The sequence below is a fragment of the Methylomonas sp. DH-1 genome (genome assembly GCF_046097555.1).
Classification (GTDB): Bacteria; Pseudomonadota; Gammaproteobacteria; order Methylococcales; family Methylomonadaceae; genus Methylomonas; species Methylomonas koyamae.
Genome location: NZ_CP143089.1, coordinates 2,552,124 through 2,573,298, shown reverse-complemented (window position 1 = coordinate 2,573,298; position 21,175 = coordinate 2,552,124). Strand labels below are relative to the sequence as shown.

General features: G+C 51.2%; 20 protein-coding genes and 1 tRNA gene. 10 read left to right on the top strand and 11 right to left on the bottom strand.

Annotated elements, in window-relative coordinates:
• Positions 1-35 precede the first annotated feature (35 nt).
• The 7 genes from VXJ35_RS11695 (at position 36) to VXJ35_RS11665 (ending at position 4,800) form a co-directional block, all read left to right on the top strand.
• Positions 36-1,217, top strand: a complete 1,182-nt coding sequence (locus VXJ35_RS11695; RefSeq protein ID WP_064021692.1) for a pyridoxal phosphate-dependent aminotransferase — start codon at positions 36-38, stop codon at positions 1,215-1,217.
• Between the two features lie 94 nt (positions 1,218-1,311).
• A tRNA-Leu gene (locus VXJ35_RS11690) sits at positions 1,312-1,398 on the top strand.
• A 476-nt stretch (positions 1,399-1,874) separates the two neighbouring features.
• The gene (locus VXJ35_RS11685; RefSeq protein WP_064021691.1) at positions 1,875-2,645 is read left to right on the top strand and encodes a zinc-dependent peptidase; all 771 of its coding nucleotides are present in this window, start codon (positions 1,875-1,877) and stop codon (positions 2,643-2,645) included.
• A 15-nt stretch (positions 2,646-2,660) separates the two neighbouring features.
• Positions 2,661-2,981, top strand: a complete 321-nt coding sequence (locus tag VXJ35_RS11680; RefSeq protein WP_064021690.1) for a hypothetical protein — start codon at positions 2,661-2,663, stop codon at positions 2,979-2,981.
• An 8-nt stretch (positions 2,982-2,989) separates the two neighbouring features.
• Positions 2,990-3,124, top strand: coding sequence for a hypothetical protein (locus tag VXJ35_RS11675; RefSeq protein ID WP_269454913.1), 135 nt, complete (start codon positions 2,990-2,992; stop codon positions 3,122-3,124).
• Positions 3,125-3,167: 43 nt separating this feature from the next.
• Entirely contained in the window at positions 3,168-4,394 is a 1,227-nt protein-coding gene (locus VXJ35_RS11670) for an IS256 family transposase (RefSeq protein WP_064021689.1), read from the top strand.
• 196 nt (positions 4,395-4,590) lie between these two features.
• Positions 4,591-4,800 (top strand): DUF3820 family protein, encoded by a 210-nt coding sequence (locus tag VXJ35_RS11665; RefSeq protein ID WP_064021688.1) that lies wholly within the window; start codon positions 4,591-4,593, stop codon positions 4,798-4,800.
• Between the two features lie 347 nt (positions 4,801-5,147).
• Here VXJ35_RS11665 and VXJ35_RS11660 read toward each other — a convergent pair whose 3' ends face one another.
• From VXJ35_RS11660 to VXJ35_RS11650, 3 genes are all read right to left on the bottom strand, one after another.
• Positions 5,148-6,395: an IS256 family transposase gene (locus VXJ35_RS11660; protein WP_064023300.1), complete on the bottom strand. Its 1,248-nt coding sequence runs from the start codon at positions 6,393-6,395 to the stop codon at positions 5,148-5,150.
• Between the two features lie 107 nt (positions 6,396-6,502).
• Positions 6,503-7,765 carry a type II toxin-antitoxin system HipA family toxin gene (locus VXJ35_RS11655; RefSeq protein ID WP_064021687.1) on the bottom strand — a complete coding sequence of 421 codons (1,263 nt, stop codon included), beginning with the start codon at positions 7,763-7,765 and terminating at the stop codon, positions 6,503-6,505.
• Positions 7,762-8,001 (bottom strand): helix-turn-helix transcriptional regulator, encoded by a 240-nt coding sequence (locus tag VXJ35_RS11650; protein ID WP_064021686.1) that lies wholly within the window; start codon positions 7,999-8,001, stop codon positions 7,762-7,764. The genes VXJ35_RS11655 and VXJ35_RS11650 overlap by 4 nt, the downstream gene beginning before the upstream one ends.
• Before the next feature lie 247 nt (positions 8,002-8,248).
• On the opposite strand from VXJ35_RS11650, the gene VXJ35_RS11645 reads away from it, so the two are divergent.
• Positions 8,249-8,800, top strand: coding sequence for a hypothetical protein (locus VXJ35_RS11645; RefSeq protein ID WP_064021685.1), 552 nt, complete (start codon positions 8,249-8,251; stop codon positions 8,798-8,800).
• Positions 8,801-9,178: 378 nt separating this feature from the next.
• On the opposite strand, the gene VXJ35_RS11640 is transcribed toward VXJ35_RS11645, so the two are convergent.
• The 5 genes from VXJ35_RS11640 to VXJ35_RS11620 all read right to left on the bottom strand — a co-directional run bounded on the left by VXJ35_RS11640 (position 9,179) and on the right by VXJ35_RS11620 (position 13,323).
• The gene (locus tag VXJ35_RS11640) at positions 9,179-9,529 is read right to left on the bottom strand and encodes a type I restriction-modification system subunit M N-terminal domain-containing protein (protein ID WP_064021684.1); all 351 of its coding nucleotides are present in this window, start codon (positions 9,527-9,529) and stop codon (positions 9,179-9,181) included.
• Between the two features lie 451 nt (positions 9,530-9,980).
• Positions 9,981-10,460 (bottom strand): hypothetical protein, encoded by a 480-nt coding sequence (locus tag VXJ35_RS11635; RefSeq protein WP_064021683.1) that lies wholly within the window; start codon positions 10,458-10,460, stop codon positions 9,981-9,983.
• 101 nt (positions 10,461-10,561) lie between these two features.
• Positions 10,562-11,248 carry a copper resistance protein B gene (locus VXJ35_RS11630; protein WP_231914732.1) on the bottom strand — a complete coding sequence of 229 codons (687 nt, stop codon included), beginning with the start codon at positions 11,246-11,248 and terminating at the stop codon, positions 10,562-10,564.
• On the bottom strand, positions 11,241-12,971 hold the full coding sequence (locus tag VXJ35_RS11625) for a copper resistance system multicopper oxidase (RefSeq protein ID WP_064021682.1): 1,731 nt from the start codon (positions 12,969-12,971) through the stop codon (positions 11,241-11,243). The genes VXJ35_RS11630 and VXJ35_RS11625 overlap by 8 nt, the downstream gene beginning before the upstream one ends.
• The gene (locus VXJ35_RS11620; protein WP_157198156.1) at positions 12,961-13,323 is read right to left on the bottom strand and encodes a hypothetical protein; all 363 of its coding nucleotides are present in this window, start codon (positions 13,321-13,323) and stop codon (positions 12,961-12,963) included. Before VXJ35_RS11620 ends, VXJ35_RS11625 begins: the two co-directional genes overlap by 11 nt.
• Before the next feature lie 151 nt (positions 13,324-13,474).
• On the opposite strand from VXJ35_RS11620, the gene VXJ35_RS11615 reads away from it, so the two are divergent.
• Positions 13,475-13,603: a hypothetical protein gene (locus VXJ35_RS11615; RefSeq protein ID WP_269454912.1), complete on the top strand. Its 129-nt coding sequence runs from the start codon at positions 13,475-13,477 to the stop codon at positions 13,601-13,603.
• A gap of 506 nt (positions 13,604-14,109) precedes the next feature.
• On the opposite strand, the gene VXJ35_RS11610 is transcribed toward VXJ35_RS11615, so the two are convergent.
• From VXJ35_RS11610 to VXJ35_RS11600, 3 genes are all read right to left on the bottom strand, one after another.
• A complete protein-coding gene (locus VXJ35_RS11610; protein ID WP_157198155.1) occupies positions 14,110-14,559 on the bottom strand; it encodes a hypothetical protein in 450 nt (149 codons plus the stop codon).
• 189 nt (positions 14,560-14,748) lie between these two features.
• Positions 14,749-17,181: an NACHT domain-containing NTPase gene (locus VXJ35_RS11605; protein ID WP_157198154.1), complete on the bottom strand. Its 2,433-nt coding sequence runs from the start codon at positions 17,179-17,181 to the stop codon at positions 14,749-14,751.
• Between the two features lie 89 nt (positions 17,182-17,270).
• The gene (locus tag VXJ35_RS11600; protein ID WP_064021678.1) at positions 17,271-18,368 is read right to left on the bottom strand and encodes an IS5 family transposase; all 1,098 of its coding nucleotides are present in this window, start codon (positions 18,366-18,368) and stop codon (positions 17,271-17,273) included.
• 1,128 nt (positions 18,369-19,496) lie between these two features.
• On the opposite strand from VXJ35_RS11600, the gene VXJ35_RS11595 reads away from it, so the two are divergent.
• The gene (locus tag VXJ35_RS11595) at positions 19,497-21,158 is read left to right on the top strand and encodes a bifunctional UDP-sugar hydrolase/5'-nucleotidase (RefSeq protein ID WP_064021677.1); all 1,662 of its coding nucleotides are present in this window, start codon (positions 19,497-19,499) and stop codon (positions 21,156-21,158) included.
• Positions 21,159-21,175: the final 17 nt, after the last annotated feature.

The window sequence follows — 21,175 nt, the reverse complement described above, 5'->3', positions numbered from 1 at the left end:
TGCCGACCATTTGAGTAAATTTCGACCGAGGAATCATGAGCATCACACTGTCCGACAGAGTTAAAGCGGTTAAACCCTCCCCTACCCTGGCCATTACCGCCAGAGCGGCCGCGATGCGCGCCGCCGGTAAGGATATTATCGGCCTGGGTGCCGGCGAACCGGATTTCGATACGCCAGACCACATCAAAACCGCTGCGATTAAAGCGATTAACTCCGGATTTACTAAATACACCGCAGTCGACGGCACTGCCGGCCTGAAGAAAGCCATCATCGCCAAGTTCAAACGCGACAATGGTCTGGACTACCAAGCCAACCAGATTCTGGTGTCCTGCGGCGGCAAGCAAAGTTTCTTCAACTTGGCCCAGGCCCTGCTGAACCCCGGCGACGAAGTCATTATCCCGGCACCATACTGGGTGTCTTATCCGGACATGGTGTTGCTGGCCGACGGCGTTCCGGTCATTTTGGAAACCGGCCAGGCGCAAGGTTTCAAAATCAGCCCGGAACAATTGCGTAGCGCGATTACCCCGAAAACCCGCCTGCTGGTCATCAACAGCCCGTCCAACCCGACTGGTGCCGCCTACAGCTTGGAAGAACTCAAAGCCCTGGGCGACGTGTTGCGCGACTTTCCCGACGTGCTGATCGCCACCGACGACATGTACGAACTGATCCTGTGGAACAAAGGCCAGTTCGTCAACATCCTCAACGCCCATCCCGATTTTTACAGCCGCACCATCGTATTGAACGGCGTGTCCAAAGCCTACTCGATGACCGGCTGGCGTATCGGTTACGCCGCCGGCCCGGCCGATTTGATCGAGGCCATGTGCATCATTCAGTCGCAAAGCACTTCCAATCCCACCTCGATTTCGCAAGTCGCCGCCGAAGAAGCCTTAAACGGCGACCAAGGCTGCATCGATACGATGATGGTCGAGTTTAAAAAACGCCACGACTTTGTCGTCAACGAATTGAACAGCATAGATGGCATCGAATGCTTGCCGACCGACGGTACCTTCTATGTATTCCCAAATGTCGAAAAACTGCTCGCCCGCCTGGACGGCATTAACGACGACCTGGAGTTCGCCGAATACCTGATCGAAAAAGCCGGCGTGGCACTGGTACCCGGCTCCGCCTTCGGCGGCCCAGGCCACATCCGGATCTCGATTGCGACCAGCATGGCGAATCTGGAAAACGCGCTGGCCCGGATCAAACAAGCGATCTAAACGGATGCCGCACCAGCGCCGGGTTTGCCAAGTTTCGATTGACAATTGCCGGCATTGCTTTAGAATTCGCGGCCTTCCAACACATGTTCGGAAAGCCTCGGTGGCGAAATAGGTAGACGCACGAGACTTAAAATCTCGCGACCGAAAGGTCGTACCGGTTCGATTCCGGTCTGAGGCACCATATAAAAATCAAGGATTTAGTCAATTTGGCTAAATCCTTTTTTTATGCCCAATCATTCTGCGTCATACTCACGTCACACTTGACCAAAACACGTCACAGCAAATGGCAACAAATTAGCCTGTTTGTTTGAGTCATTATGCCCACTTCGCTATTCATAGCTCTGCTTCTGATATTCTGGAGTCAACGAAGAAGCCAAGAAAGTCATTGTTGTTGATCTGCAGATGCCGTTTTTCTCTATCGTTACATTGATGGTGAAATGGGCTTTGGCGTCTATTCCCGCCATTATCATATTAGCCGTGATCTTTAGTGTCGTATCGGGTTTGATGGGCGGCCTGTTGTTCCCACGATTCTGAAAGCCTAAATCATCGCCAGTACCAAACTAGACCAGATTGGTGATAGCTCTGAGGTCATGGCAATAAAGGTTACTCACTCGGTGGGGCTAAAATGATGCGTGTTTACATCGTATCGATCAAAATATGAATTTCATTCGTCGAATTAAGACCCGTTATCTTCTGCATCGGTATCCCATACGCCACGATATTTGGCACAGTGTGGCCGAACGGTTAGTGATTTTGCATCGGTTGAGTGCGGTAGAGAAAGCGCATTTGCGCGAACTGACCACCTTGTTTTTGCATGAAAAGCGTTTTATCTGTGTTGGGATACAGCTAACTGACAAGATGCAGGTGACCATTGCCGTGCAAGCCTGTCTGCCGATTTTGCATTTAGGTTTTGGCTTGTTGTCAGGCTGGACCGATATTGTGGTTTATCCCGATGCGTTTTTCGTTAATCGCGAGCAAGTAGATGAAATTGGTGTGGTACACCAAGAAGAAAGACTACTGAGCGGTGAAGCGTGGTCCCGCGGGCCTATCGTGTTGTCGTGGTCTGATATTGAGCGCGATATAGCCGACGGTCAGCAGGGACATAATGTCATCATTCATGAAATCGCCCACAAACTCGATATGCTGGATGGCAGCAGTAACGGAATACCACCGTTGCATTTCAAGATGGTGATCCCCGACTGGACTACCGCACTGACTGAAGCCTATGCCGCATTACAACAAAGTGTTGAGCATCATGAGCGAACTTGCGTAAATGCCTACGCGGCCACCAGCCCCGCTGAATTCTTTGCTGTATTGAGCGAATACTTCTTTACCAGGCCCGAGGTGCTGTTCACCCATTACCTCGCCGTCTACCGACAATTTGAGCAATACTATCGGCAATCGCCATTCGGTCTGCACGTGAATTAACCTTTGACGCTGCCCATGTTCAAAATCTACAAACGAACTATCTGTATCGGCACATCGGACAATCCACAGCGCCGACTTGAATATCAGGTCGAAGAAAGCACAGGTTCCAGTCTATCCAAAATCCTGGCTATTCCGGCGATGATTGCCGGTGCTGTCGTCGGCACGGTAGTCTTTTCAGCGTTTTTTGCCGTTTTGTTGATTCCGATGGGCATTATCGGCTACAAAGCATGGCGATTGATGAAAACGGTTCAGCAACAAAATCTTAGGCAAGGCGAAGGCGATAGCATTAGCGCCGAATACACGGTGATGTCCGATTCCGAACCAGATAAGAAGTAAGCGAAGTCATGTCTGAAGCCTTAGCCATCACCCAACTACTGGAAACCAGTAATCAACTCAGTGCTTTTTGCACACAGAACGGCTGGATCATCAGTGACTCGATTGATTATGAAAATCCTGAGGGTGTAAGAATTTTTGTGTAAACGGCCATTAGGCAGGAAACTGCCCTTACTTTGAGGAGTAACTATGACCTTACCAAAATCCATCCCAACCGAACTGATCGACAGCTTGCTGTCAGGCTATCAAAAACCCGAAGACCTGTTGGGTGAAAACGGTCTTCTGAAACAACTGACCAAGGCCCTGGTGGAGCGGGCTTTAGAAGCTGAAATGACCGAACATCTCGGTCATGGCAAGCATGAAGCTGTCGGCAATCCTACCGGCAACACCCGCAATGGCAAGAGCCGGAAAACCCTGAAAGGCGACTTTGGCGAGTTGCCGATTGAGATTCCTCGGGATCGTCATGGCCACTTTGAGCCGCAAATCATTGGCAAACACCAATCCCGTTGGACGGGCTTTGACGACAAGATCATTTCGCTCTATGCCCGAGGTCTGACGGTCAGGGAAATCCAGAGCCATCTGGAAGAACTGTATGGCACTGAAGTTTCACCCACCTTGATCTCCTCGGTGACAGATGGGGTGATAGAAGAAGTCAAAGCCTGGCAATTGCGGCCGCTTGATCCGGTTTACCCCATCGTTTATCTCGATTGTATCCACGTCAAAGTGCGCGATACCGGTGCCGTGCGCGTCAAGGCCGTTTATCTGGCCATTGGGATTAACCTGCAAGGAGAGAAGGAAGTGCTGGGCTTATGGATCGCCCAAACCGAAGGGGCCAAGTTTTGGTTACAGGTCGTGACAGACCTGAAGAATCGCGGCGTGCAAGACATCTTCATTGCCTGTGTCGATGGCTTGAAAGGCTTTCCCGAAGCGATTGAAACCGTCTATCCACAGGCTGCCGTCCAACTGTGTATCGTCCACCTAGTCCGCAACAGCCTGAACTATGTCAGTTGGAAAATGCGCAAACAGATCGCCGGCGATCTCAAGCGAATATACCAATCAGCCAGCGTCGTTGAAGCAGAGCAACGACTGGCTGAGTTCGAGACGCAGTGGAACGAGGCCTACCCACCGATTGGCCAGATTTGGAGACGGAATTGGGATAGGATTATCCCTTTTTTCGACTATCCAACTGAAATACGTCGCATCATTTACACGACCAATGCCATCGAGTCCGTGAATATGAGTCTGCGGAAAATCACCAAAAATCGCGGCTCATTTCCCAGTGATGAAGCCTTGTCGAAATTGTTCTATTTAGCCCTGATGAATATCAGTAAAAAATGGACCATGCCGTTGCATGACTGGAAAGCTGCTTTGAATCGGTTTAGCATTCAGTTTGAAGACAGGATGCCTAATCGATAATTAAATCCCGTTTACACAAAATTCAGGACACCCTCGAAATCCTCGAACGACATTCCGACCATTTGTTGATTTATGTGACGTTTCTGGAAAGTATCATGGAAGGCTCTGGCTGCCAGTGCGATCAGAAATCTTGTTATGGTCGTATGCGGTTGAATTTGGATGTCCAAGGCAACATTATCGGCGTCGAATTGGCTTGATGAATCCCGAAGATTTAAACAAGTTAGTGACATTTGCTATGCCCTTTGGCAAATACAAAGGTCGAGTTATTGCCGATTTGCCGGGCCACTACCTTACCTGGTTTGCACGCAAAGGCTTTCCAAATGGCGAACTTGGCCGATTATTGGCACTGATGCAGGAGATTGACCACAATGGCTTGAAGCCAATACTCGATCCACTGAGAAAATAATAACGAATCAAAGGCCAACGTGATTTTTGCCGAAATGAAATACTACGAAGGCTATTGGGACTTCCACGATGAATTGGTCGCTTATCTGAAGGAGAACTTTCATAAAATCCAACAAGGTCACCAATGCGATTCATGGATTTGAATTACCGATGGCAACGAGAAAGTGGCGGTTGATACCTTTACCTCAATGAAACATCAGATCAAGTCAGCAGATCCAGCAGACCAGGCGTCGGTGTCTGGAATTTTTCGGCGATGCAATGACCATCTCATCGAGGTGAAGATGTGCCCGCAGCGATAACAGCCGATTGGCTTTAGAGCTATTGTCAAATCTGGTGTTCAGGCCTTGATCAAGCGGCGATCTGATTGCCGGTTTCTAGCTCAATGCCGTCCTTGAACGGAACCCCGGTAATCACTTTGGCGAGATAATCAAATCCTCGCTGGCGTCGCCAGGTTTTCTCAGCCGTTTGTCCCAGTTTGAATAGCATGTGCAACATGCCATCGCGGGCGAGACAGCCTTTGGCACGCTTGGTGCGATGGCGAATAGTGGCGAAGGTTGATTCGATGGGGTTGGTTGTTCGAATGCTTTGCCAGTGCTGAGCCGGAAAGTCATAGAAGGCCAGCAGTTCATGCCGGTCGCGATACAGACATTCAACCGCCTTGGGATATTTGGCGTCATAGAGCGTGGCGAACTGGTCGAAGGCGCGTTCGGCGTTCTTTTGGGTGTCAGCCTGCCAAATGTCGTACAGCGACTGCTTCATCTTGGGTTGCACCGCTTTTGGAACGCGGTTCAGGACGTTGTTCATTTTATGCACCCAGCAGCGTTGTTGTCGGGTGTCGCTGTAAACCTCGTCCAGCGCGGCCCAGAGACCCATTGCGCCGTCACCAATGGCTAGTTTGGGACTGTTCATACCGCGTGCTTTCAAGCCCAGCAATACTTCCCGCCAACTCTGCGTCGATTCGCGCACACCGTCTTCAATCGCCAGAAATCGTTTTTCCCCGCGCTCATTGACCCCGATGATGATCAAGGCACACAGCTTGACATCTTCCGCTCGCAGCCCGCTGTAGATGCCATCAGCCCAGATATAGACCCACTGATCTCGGTCCAGGCGACGGGTTCGCCAATCGTTATATTCCGCCGCCCACTCGCGTTTCAAACGGGCCACGGTGCTGGCTGATAACCCCGTGGCATCCGGGCCAACCAGGACTTCCAGTGCGGCTTCCATTTCACCGCTGGAGATACCTTTCAAGTATAACCAGGGCAATGCAGCCGATAAGGAACGTGTCTTGCGCACATACGGTGGCACCAACGCCGAACGAAAGGTAGCCCCTTGGCCGTCTTTTGCCCGAACCTTGGGAACCTTCACCGCTACGGGGCCAATGCCTGTCTGAATCTCACGCTCAGGTTGGAATCCGTTACGCACGACGGCGGCCCGACCATCGCCTAACTTCCGTTCGCTGAAGGCTTCCAGATAGGAAGCCAATTCGGCATCGATGGCTTGCGCTATTAACTTCCGCGCGCCTTGACGAATCAGATCGGTCAAAAGATCGGCGTTCTCTTCTCGACTCGACAGGTCGATTACATTACTCTTCTTCATGGTGGCGTATCCTTGGTTTTGATCGTTTTGTTTGGTCACAAATAATCAACCAGATACGCCGCTTCTCTTCAACTACCAAACACCAGATTCAGTTATAGCTCTTGGCTTTAGGCCTTATCAGTCAACCGCCTCACCGTCAGCGCAGCGCGATGCTCGATCAATTGTACGATTTGTTCAACCACCGGATTTCCAGTGAATTCATAATCTGGCGATGCCTGTAAAGTGCGCGCGACCAGCGGTAGCCGTTGACACAAGCCGAGAATGCGCTTGCGGGTTTGCGCTACCGATAAGCCCGCCGCTTGGGCAAAGCGATCCCAGTATCTTGCCTGTACTTCGTTGAATTTGTATTTGCCACCCAACTGCATCGCCATCTTGGGCGTCAGACTGGGATAAACGGCGGTTGACAAGACGTCGTATAGAGGCGCGAGAACGGCCCCCTTGTCGGCATACAAGATAGAAAAATTCTTGGCATGGGCGTCGTGATTGCCGATCAAGGCATTGAAAATTACGGCATCAAGTAGGCGAAGTATCTGCGTCGCACTGGGCCGGGTCACACGGCGGACCAAGTCAAAGCACTGTTCCAAACCCGGCCCACCCTCGTTCTGGTATTTTAATTCCGGCACCACGCCGAGTGCCTGGCAGAAATCTTCCTGATGCAACCGCGCGCGCTGGCCATTCGCATCCAGTCTTCTGTCGTAACGCTCAACCAGCAGAAATTGGCAATCACCAATGCTGCCAATTTGCGAATGTGCGGTATGAAGTTGCATTGCTCTGGCCAATGCCATGCAAAAAGCTTCGTTGCTCACACTGTCTTCCACGGCAGCGATGGCCGGTTTGAGAATGTGGCTACTGGGCGTGCCATTGCGGGGTAAGCCGATTCGTTGACCATCAAATACCACCGGCAACTTATCCTGAGCGCCCGCCAAGGACAGGCGCAAGCCATCTCGACCGGCCAGCATCGGCCGCTGCGGCAATTCATCCAGCAAGGCCAGTACTTCAGAGTCGGATAGCCAGTCAATATCGTTCACTTGTTCAGATACAGCGGGTAATCGATCTGGCGGCAATATCGAAACGGCGCCGGCGCATTCACCGCCTATATGATCGAGCAAGGCAAAATCATTTTGTCTCGAGATCTGAAACTGGCGCGCGATCAGTTGGCGTAATTTGCCTTCCGGTAACAGGCCGGCAAAGAACGGCCGCGTTTGTTGGTCGTTGAAAACCTCTTCTTGCAACGGCAACGAACAGGAGAGTGGGGCAGCGTCGGCCTGTTGCAGCCAGTCCGCGTCATAGCTAAATTGCAGCCTGCCTTCAACCAGAGTCAAATCCCCCACCCGGCGTTCGAATAAATAGACGGCAAGCAAATGGCTCATGGCGTTTCGTCAAGGGGTATTGCAGATAAGCCGTCGAGCATGATTTGTCCCCCCAATGCCTCGATCACTCGCATCACCGTTTCCAGACGCAAGGTTGGCTTGCCGGCTTCGAGATCGACGATAAAGCGCACGCCCACACCCGCCGCCAACGCCAATTCGGACTGGGTTAATCCGAGGTGTTTGCGAGCGGTGCGTAGCGCTTGGCCAAGTTGTTGTGTTGATTGGATGTTGATCATAGTATTTTTCCCGTTCGGGAAATTATTGGGCGAACACAACTAATATGCAAGTTTAATTTCCCGAACGGGAAATTTAATTTAGAATTTGCGATAGACAAGCATCGGAGTTCCCGTTCGGGAAAAATAGGCCTTTTCGGTGTCAGCTCTATTCAGTTCAGTCTGACTGTGATGGTTAGCGCTGAATAATACTGATGATATAACTTAGGGTTATTGCCAGAACGAGCCAAGTGAAAACAACCGACAGCAAATGACTACCAAACAGAAAAAATCCAACGCAACTTGGAGCGACGTTAAAGCCAAATTGGCTGACGTCGATCGTGTTGGCCTGATCGGTCTGATACAAGATTTGTACGCAGCCAATAAAGATAATCAGACGTTTCTGCACGCACGGTTTGGATTAGGTGAGGATATTCTAAAGCCTTATAAAGACACGATTTCCCGCTGGATTTGTCCTGATGTGATGCGCAACCAGCCTATTTCAGTGGCCAAAGCGAAGAAAGCGATTACCGATTACAAAAAGGCGGTCGGTCAACCTGAAGGACTGGCTGAACTGTCAATTTTCTATTGCGAAGAAGTATTTGTTTTCCTGGGTTATTGCGGCATGGACGATGAAGGTTATTTTGATGCCTTAGTGCGAATGTTCGAAAAAGCGTTGAAATATGTCATGGCATTGCCGGTAGCCGAACGATCATCGTTTATAGACAGACTCGAGCAAGTTGCGCTGCAAGGCCAGAACGTTGGCTGGGGTGTTGGCGACGACATGGAATTATTGTTAGCCGAATATGGCATCGATGACTAGCAATGCGCTATTAGCCAATCTCCAAGCTGAAAACTCAAGACTGATTGCTTCACTCGAAGCACATAACATCGAGAGGAGGCTGCCGCCAAAGTTTCCACCAAACACAGATCCGATAGAGCCAGAATTATCTGCACTGTCTACTGCCGCGGTAATCCCCCCCTGCCCCCTTTTTCAAAGGGGGGAATATCTGGGTTGTCGGTGGGTTTGGCTTCCCCCTTTTTCAAGGCTATGTTCGCGTTAGTAGTTGGCGTCGCCCCGGCATACCCAAAGGGCACAAGTGGATTGCCGGGGCCCAGAAGCCACGGATGGCAAAGTTTCAATACATCCTTGTGCCATGGATCCCGGCAATCCATGCCGGGATGACAGCTTCGATCTCATTCAACTATTAACGCGAACATAGCCTTTTTCAAAGGGGGAATATCTGGATTGTCGGTGGGTTTGGCTTCCCCCTTTGTAAAAGGGGGATTTCTCCAACCGCTCCCGCACTTCCTGTACTTTGCGACACTTGGCCACCCTTCCCGCCGCGCCAAGCGGCCACCGTACCGGCGATACGGTCAATGCCGCCTGCACCCGGCTGATCATGCTGCCCAGCATGCGGGCGTTGAAGCTGTAGGAAATGTATTTAACAAAAATCGGGCCGAGTACCAGATGTTTGTATTCGGCGGCATCCATGTTGGCGCGCAGTTTGTCGGCGGCGGCCCAGAGTGTCCGTTTAATGTCGTCAAGCATGGCTAGGTAACAAGCGATTCAAAGCCGGGCAATATCGACGTTGTTGAACACTAAGCCAATAAACACGGAACCGTGCTTTTTGACATATATATCGGGCTTACTCAATGGCGCCTTTGCCGATTTATGCTTGAAAGCGCTGTATCCTGCGAACATGCCAGCGTAGTTTCTCCGGCATCGCAATAATTATCGCGATGCCGGAGAAACCTGGAGAGGTAAAAGTGGGTTAATCGCGGTTTACATAGCCATTTCCGCATTGGTCTGCGCCATGGCCGACGATATGCCCTATTTGCGTATCGGCCGGAGCAAAGACCGGTGCTTATTTTCAGTATTTCCGGCGCTGTCGGGCGTGCCAAACCTGGTGACCGGCCTTATCGAAAAGCCATTCAGCGGCCTTGGGGGTGAACCAGGCACACCAAGCCGGTGTGCCTGAAGCTTGGCGGGTAGCGCCGGATTACTGCGCCGGTGCGGCATGGTGTTGTTGATGTCCCGGTACCGCCGCCGCACCGTGGGCAGCGGTCTGGGCGTCGAACCATTCGTGCAACGCCTGCACCAATTGCGGGTATTCGCTGCTGTAATGAATCTGCGCACCGTTGGGCAATGCTCGGTATTGGTAACGAATTTCGTCCGGTTTCGCGCTTTTCAGCGCTGCCAAGCCGGGCATGGCGGCGCCGTGTATCCGTTCGGTCGCCGAGAAATCGCCACTGGCGAAAGCGCCCGCCAACTGGCGCAGGTGCGCTTGGATGGCATCGGTCAGCTTAGCGTCGGCGCCGGCCTTGACGACCACGTGTTGCACGCCGCCGTGGACGGTTTTGCTGAAGGTTTGGACGGTGTTATCCGGCGAATACGCCGGCTTGGTTTCGCCGGCCGCAGTAGCGGCGAATGCGGCGCAGAATAGTAAAATAGCGGTGGCGATCGAGTTAAAGTTTGACATAGCGGCTCCCCTAAAAGTGTTGAACAGCCACTTCCCCGTTGTGGGTTATCGTCCTAGCCACGTCAGACAAGCAATGTGACGCACTGGTTCAGAGCGTTGGCTTAATACCAAAACCGGAAGCCGGCGACGGCTCTGACACTATGCTGGTGTTCGCGCAACGATTCCTCTTCGACGTAATCGACGCCCAGATAAGGCGCAAATTCGCGCTCGATTTCGTAACGCAGCCGCAAACCGGCTTCGAACTCGGTTACCCCGGCTTTGACCCCGCGCGATTGCAAATCTGCCGCCGCCAGATTCAGCTCGATGCGCGGCTGCAAGATCAGGCGCTGGCTCAACAGCAGATCGTAACTCAGCGTCAGACGGCCCAGCACGTTACCCTTTTCGGTGACGAACAGCGCGCTGTCCACTTCGAAAAAATACGGCGCCAAGCCCTGAAACCCGATCACCGCGTCGAACGTCCGTTCCGGTTCGAACGCGCGGCGAGCGCCGATTTGAAAGTCCCAGAAACTATCGACGTTCCGGCTGTACAACACCTGCAAATCGGCCCGGCCGAAGATGTCCTGGTCGGCAGAATAGTCGCCTTCCGTTTTCAGCCAGAGTTTGTGCTCGTCGTTGCCGAACCAATCCTGTACATCCCATTTCGCCAGATGCAAGCCGCCGTTTCCCTCGTATTCCAGGCGTTCGGCAAGGAAGCGGTTGAACAGCATGTGACCGTCTTGGGCTTGGCAGTCCGGCGCTAGCCACAGCAGCCCGATTGCCGCCGCTTTGATGCGGTTCCAGTTACTCACGATCCGGCGCCTCGACGATCAATTTACGAAACATGCCGGTATCCATGTGGTACAGCAAATGGCAATGAAACGCCCATTCGCCCACCGCATCGGCCGGCACGTCGACCACCGCAGTCGTCCCCGGCCGGACGTTGATAACGTGCTTTTTGGGGTTGTATGCGCCGGCGCCGATATCCAAGTATTGCCATAAGCCGTGGATATGGATCGGATGGTTCATCATGGTCTGGTTGACGTAACGAAAGCGGACCACTTCGCCTAACTTGACCCGAATCGGTTCGGCGTCGGCGTATTTGACGTCGTCGAACGACCAGATGTAGCGGCGCATGTCGCCGGTCAGTCGCAACTCGATTTCCCGGTCGGGCTTGCCCAGCGGCGTGGCGGTTTCGGCGCGTAAATCGCGGTAATCGAGGGTCTGATACGACGGGATTTCCGGCGGCATGGCGGCGTGATGGTGGCCGGCATGGGCGGAATGCTCCGCAGCCGGTTCGGTCGCTTCGGGATTCTCGCCAGCCTGGGAAGCATGGCCGCCGTGTTCGCCGTGTTCGGCATGTTCGGCATGTTCGGCATGTTCGCCATGTTCGAGATGATTATCCCCTTGCGCCGCGTGTCCGGCGTGGGCGCCGCCCATATCCGCCATCGTCAACAAGGTGCGCGGTGTCGGCGGCGGCACCGGCGCCAGCCAATCCGGCCGCGGCGACAGACTGGCATGGGCGTAACCGCTACGGTCCATCGCCTCGGCGAAAATGCTGTAAGCCTGTTCGGCCTGGGGTTGCACGATAACGTCGTAGGTTTCGGCAACGGCGATCCGGAATCCGTTGACGTTCAAGGGCTGCAGGTTTTGACCGTCGGCGGCGATGACCTGCATAGTCAAACCCGGCATACGCACATCGAAATAGGTCATCGCCGAGGCGTTGATGAAGCGCAAGCGCACTCTTTCTCCGGGGTTGAACAAAAAATGCTGCGCCATCTGCGGAGTGCGGCCGTTGACCAGGAAACGGTAGGTGGAGCCGTTGACGTCGGCCAGATCGGTCGGGTCCATCCGCATCTCTCCCCAGGCCAAACGATCGCTGACGGTTTCCCGCAACCCGAGCCGTTCGATGTCGGCAAAGAAATCGGCGACCGTACGCTTCTGAAAATTGTAGTAATCGCTCTGCTTTTTCAACCGCGCCAACGTGCGGTAAGGGTCGGCCTGCGGCCAATCCGACAGCAGCACCACGTAATCGCGCTCGGTTGCTGGCTGCGGCTGCGCCGGATCGATGATCAATGCGCCGAACAGGCCCTGCTGCTCCTGCATGCCGGAATGGCCGTGGTACCAATAGGTGCCGTTCTGCTTGACCGGGAAACGGTAGCTGAACCGGGCGCCGGGCGCTATGCCTTCGAAACTGATACCCGGTACGCCGTCCATCCGGTAGGGCAATTCAATTCCGTGCCAGTGTATCGAGGTCGGCTCCGACAGCCGGTTTTCGATATACAACACTACGTCTTCGCCTTCGCGCCAATGCAAGGTCGGCCCCGGCAGACCGTCGTCGGCCAGGATGGCGGTCTGCGGTTCGCCGCCGATATCGACCCGTTTCTCGGCAATCGTCAGGCGGTATTCCCCGGCCGGCGCCTGTCCGGCCAACACCATGGCCCAACCGATACCGCGGATCAATTTCGAAATACGCTTAGCCACCGAATCGGCAGGCGCGCTGCGGCTATCGGTTTGTCGGAAGTTAACGCGCATCTTCCGGCATCTGCGGTGCCTGCCACTCGCCGCGCTGGCGGGCCTCGTCGACAGTTTTCCAGCCGGCGGCGACTTCCTGTTGGGTGATGCCCAGCCGCTGCAACAACGAGTCCAGCAACGAATCGGCGGCAGCCGGTGCCGAAACCGGCGCGGCTTTGCCGGCAGACTTGGCGGCCGGCAGCTCGGTAATGACCAGGGCGCCGTTGATCGGTTTGACTTCGCCTTTGGCGCATTTTTCGGCGTCGTCGGTATACAAAGTCTTATTTGCCACCACGCATTTGATCGGTTCGGCCGCTACCGGCATTGCTGCCGTCAGCATCATGGCCGCACTCAGTATTTTGACGAGTTGCATCGCTGCCTCCGAAAACCGCCGCTTAGCCGTGGCCCAATCGAGCGCGGATCGCACCGCAACCGCCGGGAAACGGGTTTGGAACTTTTCCCAATCGAACCCACTCCCCCAGCCGCTGCCGGACAAAATCGCCGCTTCGGCGTAGGGGAAAGAAATGAAATTAATCGTTGCACTGATGATAGCCGCAATTGCCTACTTGGCTCTACGCCTGTTCGCCGAATTGGCCGGAGAACTGGCCGAATTCGCCGTCGAGGCCTGGCAGCATGGGCAAACGGAAAAGTAAGGCTTTTTTTATTTGGTCGTTTGGTAGGCATTTGCGCTGCCGCTCATTCGGTTGGCTTTGGCACTGGCGCATTCGCCATTGTGTTCTCGGCGGACCGCAAGGATTCCCTTACTTGCGGTTTTCGCCCAATGTAAACGAGAGCCTAGCGACGATTTGTCGATGAGAGGTACTTGGCATTTACTTCGATGGGCGCTGTTTATAAGCCCGAATTTCCCGCTTAGAAACATCGAATCAGTTTTGTTTTAAGATCGCTGCCGGCCAAAACCCGTCGGTCGGGGTTACTATCCAATTTCACAAGTTAATGCATCCAGTAACCCAGTCGAATGACCGGTATTCGGCGAGCAAATTGACATTATCACTGCCTCACTCCGTACCAACTGATATATCCAAAGGATGGAAAATTCTTTGCTATCCACTGAATATAAGCAATTGCTTTCATTCTGCGGCAGCAAACAGAGTATATCCTTATCATCTACGGTGATATGTTCTGTATCTTATTGCGCAAGTCATGAATTGGAATTCTGAAGATAACTTCGATATAAATTCATCATTAAAAGATTCAATATTTCGTCTACTGTGGTTTTTGTCCAATCTAATTTAAATAAAGTAGAGCCATAAATAGGATGATTGGCTTGATAGGATGGAGGGGATCGTAATAGCCTTAGCACTGAACGAATTTCTTTTTTACCTAGATTAATATTTCTTAAGAAATATTTTAATTCTTCAATGGACTTTGCTTGCAAAATTAGCTTTACTCCGAGACTTTGGCTTTTTAGTTCTTGTAATCGTGCTTTAAAGCGTTTTTCCACAATATAATCGCTTAAATATATGTAAAATGACAATCCAGAAAAGCCAATAATAAACGCAATTGAGTAATAAACAGGAATATTGATATCCTTGTACCCAAGCAACAGGGCTGCACCATGTGCAATAGCGCCTGGAATCAGAAAAAACACAATTAAAAAAATAAAGAACGTCGCAGTTAAAATTATTTTTCGTAAAAATTTCTGCCAGCTTAAGCCATTTAGCAGGTTGGTGAAAAACTCTTTTTTGCAACCAATCAGACCTATATTTAGTACTACAAGATTGATTCAGCACTAAATAAAGGCTTCTTCTAGCTAAATTAGTGGCTGGAATATGGTTTTTCACCAACCTGTTAGGCATCCAAAAATGTATGAAGTGTTGATTTCAGATCCAACAGAGCGAAAACCAATTAGAGATGCTATATATATCAGTATAATTATGTAAACGATAGCGAGAAATCCATAGGATGCCAAATGCTCTGAATTTATTGCAATGTCGTAAATTACCCCTATTTCTGTTTTGTCGGTTAAAGTATTGGTACACATTTGATCATTGATATAACCAATAATAAAGCATAGAAACAAAATCGGAATTAAGCTAAATAGAGTTACAAAGTCCATTATTAGATTTAATAGTCTTATCCGTTTTACATTTTTGAGTACCAAGGGGTCAAGCTCTGTGGTTGAAAATAGACGCGCTCGGTTTATTATGGTGTCAATGGAGGGGGACAAATGATTTAATAATATAGACCTCACAAAGCCAATAGGTCGTCGCAATCTATTAAGTAAGCAGCATCGACCAATAATATATTTAGCTCCAATAGCATCAGGGAGTCTTGCAGCAAGTGCCTCTAGGCGAAGTATATCAGCTTGTTTTTTTATACCTATAGCTTCATGACTAAGACGCATACGAAGCCAATTTGCTACAGTATCTGGTATAGGATTAAGGAATACGATACGTTGGAATGCTATACTTTCCATTTCTATTCCTCCATATTCAATTGCTAATCCTATATATTCAGACAGTAGATGCTGTGGCAACAAGCCACCATACTTAATCACCATCATTTGGTCATACCTATCTCCTTGTGTCCAACGTGGGCAAAGTAACTCCCCAATTTTGTAAGAAAGAATCTCTGGTATATCGTTTAATCTTCGCTCTAATCCCTCCTGTAGAATACTCAATAATGATACCGCTGGGTCATCCTTCCAATTGAAGTATTCTAAATTTCCCCCAAGCTCTTGGATTATTGAAACTTTTACACTGTTAACTGCATACTCTTCGATCAACCTAGCAGCTTCAATCATCATAGGTTCTATGGTTGCCAAGTCTTGGGTTTGGAGCAAGGTAACAGAATACTCACGCCATCGGGTATCTGTAAGAAGTTCGTAAGGTGTTAAATAATTTACTGTTCTTGCAAGATGTCGAACAAAAAGAGTCTCTTGATAGCGTCGGTGGGAAAAAGTGAAGCGACGGTCACCTGCGCGAGCTTCTTGCACATCAGATCGGCCTATTTTGACATCCTGAAGTGCACTCAACATGTTTTCAAGATTTCCTCCAGGAATAAATTTACTGGGTAACTCTGCAGCAATTTCTGTTTGAGTTGGGGCCAAACTCAGGTTTTTATTTTCAGCAAATAAAACTGCAATTTTTATTGCGCCTTCAATAAGTTGACCTGAAGTAAGACCATACTTGCGTTGAATATAATCTTCATCACGTCTAGCAAGTCGATCAATATGCCCTGATAACAAGTCATGATCGTTGATTGGAGGTTGGTTGTTATCTTTAACATACCTACAAAGCAGGGTCAGAAATAGAGGATTATTTCTTAAGCTACTTTTATTGGAAGCCATGTGTAAATGTACTATCGATTTTTGATTTGGCTCCAGAAATGAATTTTCAATTAGTTGTTCTTGTCTATCTTCACTAAGAGGGAGGATACGAATTTTCTGCCACGATAGTGCATTGGGGCCTTTAAATTCACGAGATGCAAGTACACCGCGACAGCTACTCATTCCTTCCAGAAATTGTCGAATGGCTTCTGCATATTGACGTATAACATTGCTTTCTGTGGGTGCGTGTAAAACCTCGGGTATTTCATCGAAGGAATCAAATAAGAAAAACCATATTCCACGTTCCCTATAGTCATTCCAGTGATCCTTGACATACGCAGCCGTATCAGCATCCCCTCGACGAATATTGTCGAGTATAAATTGTTTGATTAAATCGGCGTTTATTTCTGCTCCTTGCGTGGCATCAAGCTCCTTAAGGTTTATATACAAGGGTATTAAGGTTTCAGGATCATCTGATTTTATGGCGCGTTCTGCGAATTGATGGCCAAGATGACGAAGAGCAACACTTTTCCCACTTCCAGGCTGTCCTACAATCAACAAAGCTGTTTCTGTGCTTAGTTCTATAGCTGAAATCAGTGATGATACTTTACGCAATCCTTGAGAAGGGCGTTTACGCATTTTATCAAGCAAAGTGGCGTAATACCCTCCTTCTGCTTCAACTTCGGCTTCAAGATCAGTAAAGTATTGATCATTCCAGTTCTCAGCTTTAGCTAACGTCAAGAGGTCACCATTAATAACCTTGCAAAAATTTTGTCGTCGGCGTATCTGTGCTTTTTTTTCTTTGCCGAATGTAAGAGGTAAACCACTTTTTTTGTAAGCATCAATAACTTTCGCTCCACCTTCTAACAGGCTGGTGAAAAACCCACCGATATTTCCCCTTACCCACGGTTTCCGTGATTTTTTCGTGTTGAAATCGGTCATGACATCGAGTTTCAACCGTTTTGCCCCTGTTTCAAGGGCTTTTTATTCGCCTGAAGCCGTCTGTGGACGGTTTTCAGGCGTACTTCACCCTAGGTGGGCGCACTCCACGCCGGTTTCGGCGTGAACACCAATAGGTTGAGCAAGCGCGTCAGGTTGTAGGCGGCGAAGCAAAACAAGGCTTGGCCAGCGACTTTGGCTAAGCCGATGTGACGGGTTTTGCGCAGGCCGCCGACCGTTTTGACCCAGCCAAAGGCTTCTTCGACGATTTTGCGGCGCTTGAGGCTTTGGGCGTAACCTTTGCCGCGCGCGGTGCGGCCATCGACGGCACTGCCGGTCTTTTTCCGGGCCACATGGGCTTTGATGTCTTGCGCCTTGAGTCCGTTGACGAAAGCCGGTTGGTCATAGCCTTTGTCGGCACCGACGCTACCGCCTTTGGGCACACGGCGTTTGATCATTGTTTGCGCGGCTTCGATTTCAGCGGTGCCGGTGGCTTGGGTGGTTTCGACATCGACAATCAGGCCGTTACGATTCTCGGATAGGGCATGGGTGATGTAACGCAGTTTGGCCTCGGTGTATTCGCCTTTCTTGTAGAGCCGCGCTTCCGGGTCTGTCGTGCTTTGGTGGGTGGCGTTGCTGCGCTTTTCGCCGCTGAAGTCGACCTCGGGATTGCGGCCAGCGGGTTTGTCCGGGCCGCTGCCGTCTTTCTTAACGAAGCTTTTGTGCGAGGCCCAGGCTTCAATGAGGCTGCCGTCGACACTGAAGTGTTCGTCGGACACCAGGTTTTGCCATTCGGCTATGGCCAGTACCCGCTCAAAAAATTCGCGACTCAGCGCTTCGGACAGCAGCCGTTCGCGGTTGGCGCTGAACACGCTGCGTTCCCAGACAGCATCGTCGATGCCCAGACCGACAAACCAGCGAAACAGCAGGTTGTAGTCCAGCTGTTCCATCAACTGGCGTTCGCTACGAACGGTGTACAGCACTTGCAACAGCAAGGCGCGCAGCAGTTTTTCGGGCGCAATCGACGGGCGGCCAGCGTGCGAGTAACGCTCGGCAAAGACGGCATTCATAGAGGTCAATACGCCATCGACGAGTAGACGTAAACGACGCAACGGATGCTGTTTGGGAATACGTTCTTCCAGGCTAACGTAGCTGAACCAGCTACTTTGAATGGCATCGTGTCCGCGCATGGGGGGCTTCTCCAATTTAGATGCGCTATTTTACTTGTTTGCTGAGGCTATGCGCCTTGATGACTGCAGCTTTGGGAGTTTTTCACCAGCCTGCTAAGCATGTACCCAATGCCCATAAAAAGACACTTATGACTACTAGTACAATTAATACTAAAACAAATAGCCACAAACCTGTGCTTGTCCAGTTATCGAAAACTGGATGTATTAGGTATGCCCACAGTTCATGGAACATGTTCAATTTTTTTTCGTCTAGTGATAAGTTTTGCAACTTTAATTCCTTTTATTCTTGAATAATGGAGATTAGTACGAGGGTTTGAACAATCCTGTTTAAGCACAGCGAAAACAGTTGTTTTCGACAAACATTTCTGCACATAGCAGCGCCGTCACTGGGCACGCTTATTTCTACGTATCCACTATACGATGTTAAGAAAGATGGTCTAAGATCAGTAATAATACTTGTCTCTCATAAGTTTAGCGAATTTCAAAGTTCATTTTGTGCACAAATAAGTTTTTTCCTGAAAATTTAAGCTTGAAGCCAGAAATCAAGGGGTCAGAGTGACTAGACGTCATTGATTCATTGCCTGCCGAGCGATTATAAATATTTCGAATATTAACCATAAGCTAGTTTACTAACTGAATACTATGACATGCTAAATTATTTACCAAATTTGACTCGATTAATTGAAATTCGCTTAATAAATTGGCCATCTATAATAGGTTGATTGGTTTAGCTCGGCAATGGCTGCTTTGTTGCCTACCAATTCGCAGAATCTGGATTTGGTTGATTGGCCGGTATAGAGAAACGCGACAGTCTGAAATGGGTCGCTACTTGACTTTGTCGAGCCCGTCGCCGGCTTCGCGTTCGGCACTTGTAACCCAAGCCGCCTGGCCTCCAACCCCAAGCATTAAAACTAATTCGCCGGATAAGATTAGCACCGTTCTCCTTTCAGCGGGTTTAGCCAAAAGAACGCGCAGGCTCGAAACGCTTTGTGTTGGGTAACACCTGAATACAAGCTGAGAAAAATCGGCGGCTTACCCTCCACGCAAACCCTGCAATTATTGGGTTAACTCCGATTCGCTGCTATCTTGTTGGGCAACCTTTTCCATTCTCCGCGGAGGATACGCTTTATGTGGCCGAACAAATCACTGTTACTCGCGATCGTCGTTGCCGCGCTTGCCGCTTGCAGCGCGGTGCCCACCTCCGATACGCCCGCCGGAGCGGAGCCGGCGCCAAGCGCGCATTTCCGAATTCTACAGGTTAACGACTCCTACAAAATCGAGGGTTTGGAAAACGGCGGCGTCGGCGGCTTCGCCCGCTTGCGTACCCTGCGCCAACAGTTACAGGCCGATGCCACCCCAGTATTGCTGCTGCACGGCGGCGATTTTTTGTTTCCGTCGGTGATGAGCAAATACCTGCAGGCCGATGCGATGGTTCAGGTGATGAATTTGCTCGACGGCGCGCCGGCCGCGTTCGATAACGAGATGATGGCGGTGTTCGGCAACCACGAGTTCGATACGCCGGACGCCGGGGTCTTGCTGCGGCGGATCGTGCAATCCGACTTTAGCTGGATTTCGTCCAACACCCGTTTCAATTTCAGCGAAAGCGCGGCAGCGGAGCCGTTCGGCAAACGTCTGCCGCAGGTGCACGACGTGTTAGTCAAACAAATCGGCGGCGCCAAGGTCGGATTTTTCGGCATTACGCTGGATAGCCGCACACAGCCCTATATCGAATTCGACTACGACCTGCCGGCCCGGCGCAACGCCATTCGTAGCGCAATAGACCGCTTGAAAAGCCAGGGCGCGGCGGCAATCGTCGCGCTGACCCACCAGGATTTCGAGCAAGACCAATGGTTGGCGCGCGAGTATCCGGAAGTGAATTTGATCGTCGGCGGCCACGAGCACTTTTTTATCGAAAAACAGATCGGCAACACCTGGATTACCAAGGCCGACGCCGACAATAAAAGCGCCATCGTCCACGACGTTTACCTTGCCGGCGGCAAGGTCAGCAGCAGCCACCGCAAAGTCGATCTGGACCAAACCATCGCCAAAGACCCGCAGGTGGCGGCCGAAGTCGAGCGCCAGTTGCAGCGGCTGGCCGGCCTGTTCGACAAGCAAGGCAAAGACCTGAAACAGGTACTGGGCTACACCGAGCATCTGCTGGAAGGGGTGGAACCGGCGGTGCGCGGCCGGGAAACCGCGCTCGGCAATTTCCTGGCCGACACGATGCGGGAGCGGATGCAAACCGACATCGCCTTTACCAACGGCGGCGGTATCCGCATCAACGACAACATCCCGCCCGGCCCGGTCACGCTGTACGACATGGAAGGCCTGTTTTACTACGACAACAAACTGGTCAGCTTCGCGTTGACCGGGCAGCAGCTGTTGGAGGTATTGAATAATTCGGTTTCGAAAACCCATTTGGGCGACGGCCGCTTTCTGCAAGTCTCCGGTATCCGCTTCGGCTACCACGCCGAGCCCCAAGCCGACGGCGGCTTCAAGTATCGGGTAGAAGCCGGCGACGTGCGGATCAGGCCGCGCGGCGCCAAACAAGACCAGGCGCTGGCTTTGCACAAAACCTATAGCGTCGCCAGCACCGATTTCATTTGGGAACACGGTTCCAGCGACGACTATGCGATTTTCGGCAAAGGCGAAGGCAAAACCAGCCCGCGCCGGCTGGACGACGGCACGGCTATCGGTTTCCGCCAAACTGTGGAGACGGCGCTGGCCAAATTGCCGCAGCGCACGATTACCCAACGCGTCGAAGGCCGCATCGTCCGGCTGCAACCCTAACCCGCCGCTCCGCTGCC

Coding starts and splice junctions, on each gene's coding strand:
- VXJ35_RS11655 (WP_064021687.1), bottom strand. CDS start 7,765: ATGAGCCATTTGCTTGCCGTCTATTTATTCGAACGCCGGGTGGGGGAT.
- VXJ35_RS11625 (WP_064021682.1), bottom strand. CDS start 12,971: ATGCGCGTTAACTTCCGACAAACCGATAGCCGCAGCGCGCCTGCCGAT.
- VXJ35_RS11600 (WP_064021678.1), bottom strand. CDS start 18,368: ATGCGCGGACACGATGCCATTCAAAGTAGCTGGTTCAGCTACGTTAGC.
- VXJ35_RS11680 (WP_064021690.1), top strand. CDS start 2,661: ATGTTCAAAATCTACAAACGAACTATCTGTATCGGCACATCGGACAAT.
- VXJ35_RS11595 (WP_064021677.1), top strand. CDS start 19,497: ATGTGGCCGAACAAATCACTGTTACTCGCGATCGTCGTTGCCGCGCTT.
- VXJ35_RS11605 (WP_157198154.1), bottom strand. CDS start 17,181: ATGACCGATTTCAACACGAAAAAATCACGGAAACCGTGGGTAAGGGGA.
- VXJ35_RS11620 (WP_157198156.1), bottom strand. CDS start 13,323: ATGCAACTCGTCAAAATACTGAGTGCGGCCATGATGCTGACGGCAGCA.
- VXJ35_RS11675 (WP_269454913.1), top strand. CDS start 2,990: ATGTCTGAAGCCTTAGCCATCACCCAACTACTGGAAACCAGTAATCAA.
- VXJ35_RS11665 (WP_064021688.1), top strand. CDS start 4,591: ATGAATCCCGAAGATTTAAACAAGTTAGTGACATTTGCTATGCCCTTT.
- VXJ35_RS11685 (WP_064021691.1), top strand. CDS start 1,875: ATGAATTTCATTCGTCGAATTAAGACCCGTTATCTTCTGCATCGGTAT.
- VXJ35_RS11695 (WP_064021692.1), top strand. CDS start 36: ATGAGCATCACACTGTCCGACAGAGTTAAAGCGGTTAAACCCTCCCCT.
- VXJ35_RS11635 (WP_064021683.1), bottom strand. CDS start 10,460: ATGTCAAACTTTAACTCGATCGCCACCGCTATTTTACTATTCTGCGCC.
- VXJ35_RS11645 (WP_064021685.1), top strand. CDS start 8,249: ATGACTACCAAACAGAAAAAATCCAACGCAACTTGGAGCGACGTTAAA.
- VXJ35_RS11660 (WP_064023300.1), bottom strand. CDS start 6,395: ATGAAGAAGAGTAATGTAATCGACCTGTCGAGTCGAGAAGAGAACGCC.
- VXJ35_RS11650 (WP_064021686.1), bottom strand. CDS start 8,001: ATGATCAACATCCAATCAACACAACAACTTGGCCAAGCGCTACGCACC.
- VXJ35_RS11615 (WP_269454912.1), top strand. CDS start 13,475: ATGAAATTAATCGTTGCACTGATGATAGCCGCAATTGCCTACTTGGCT.
- VXJ35_RS11670 (WP_064021689.1), top strand. CDS start 3,168: ATGACCTTACCAAAATCCATCCCAACCGAACTGATCGACAGCTTGCTG.
- VXJ35_RS11640 (WP_064021684.1), bottom strand. CDS start 9,529: ATGCTTGACGACATTAAACGGACACTCTGGGCCGCCGCCGACAAACTG.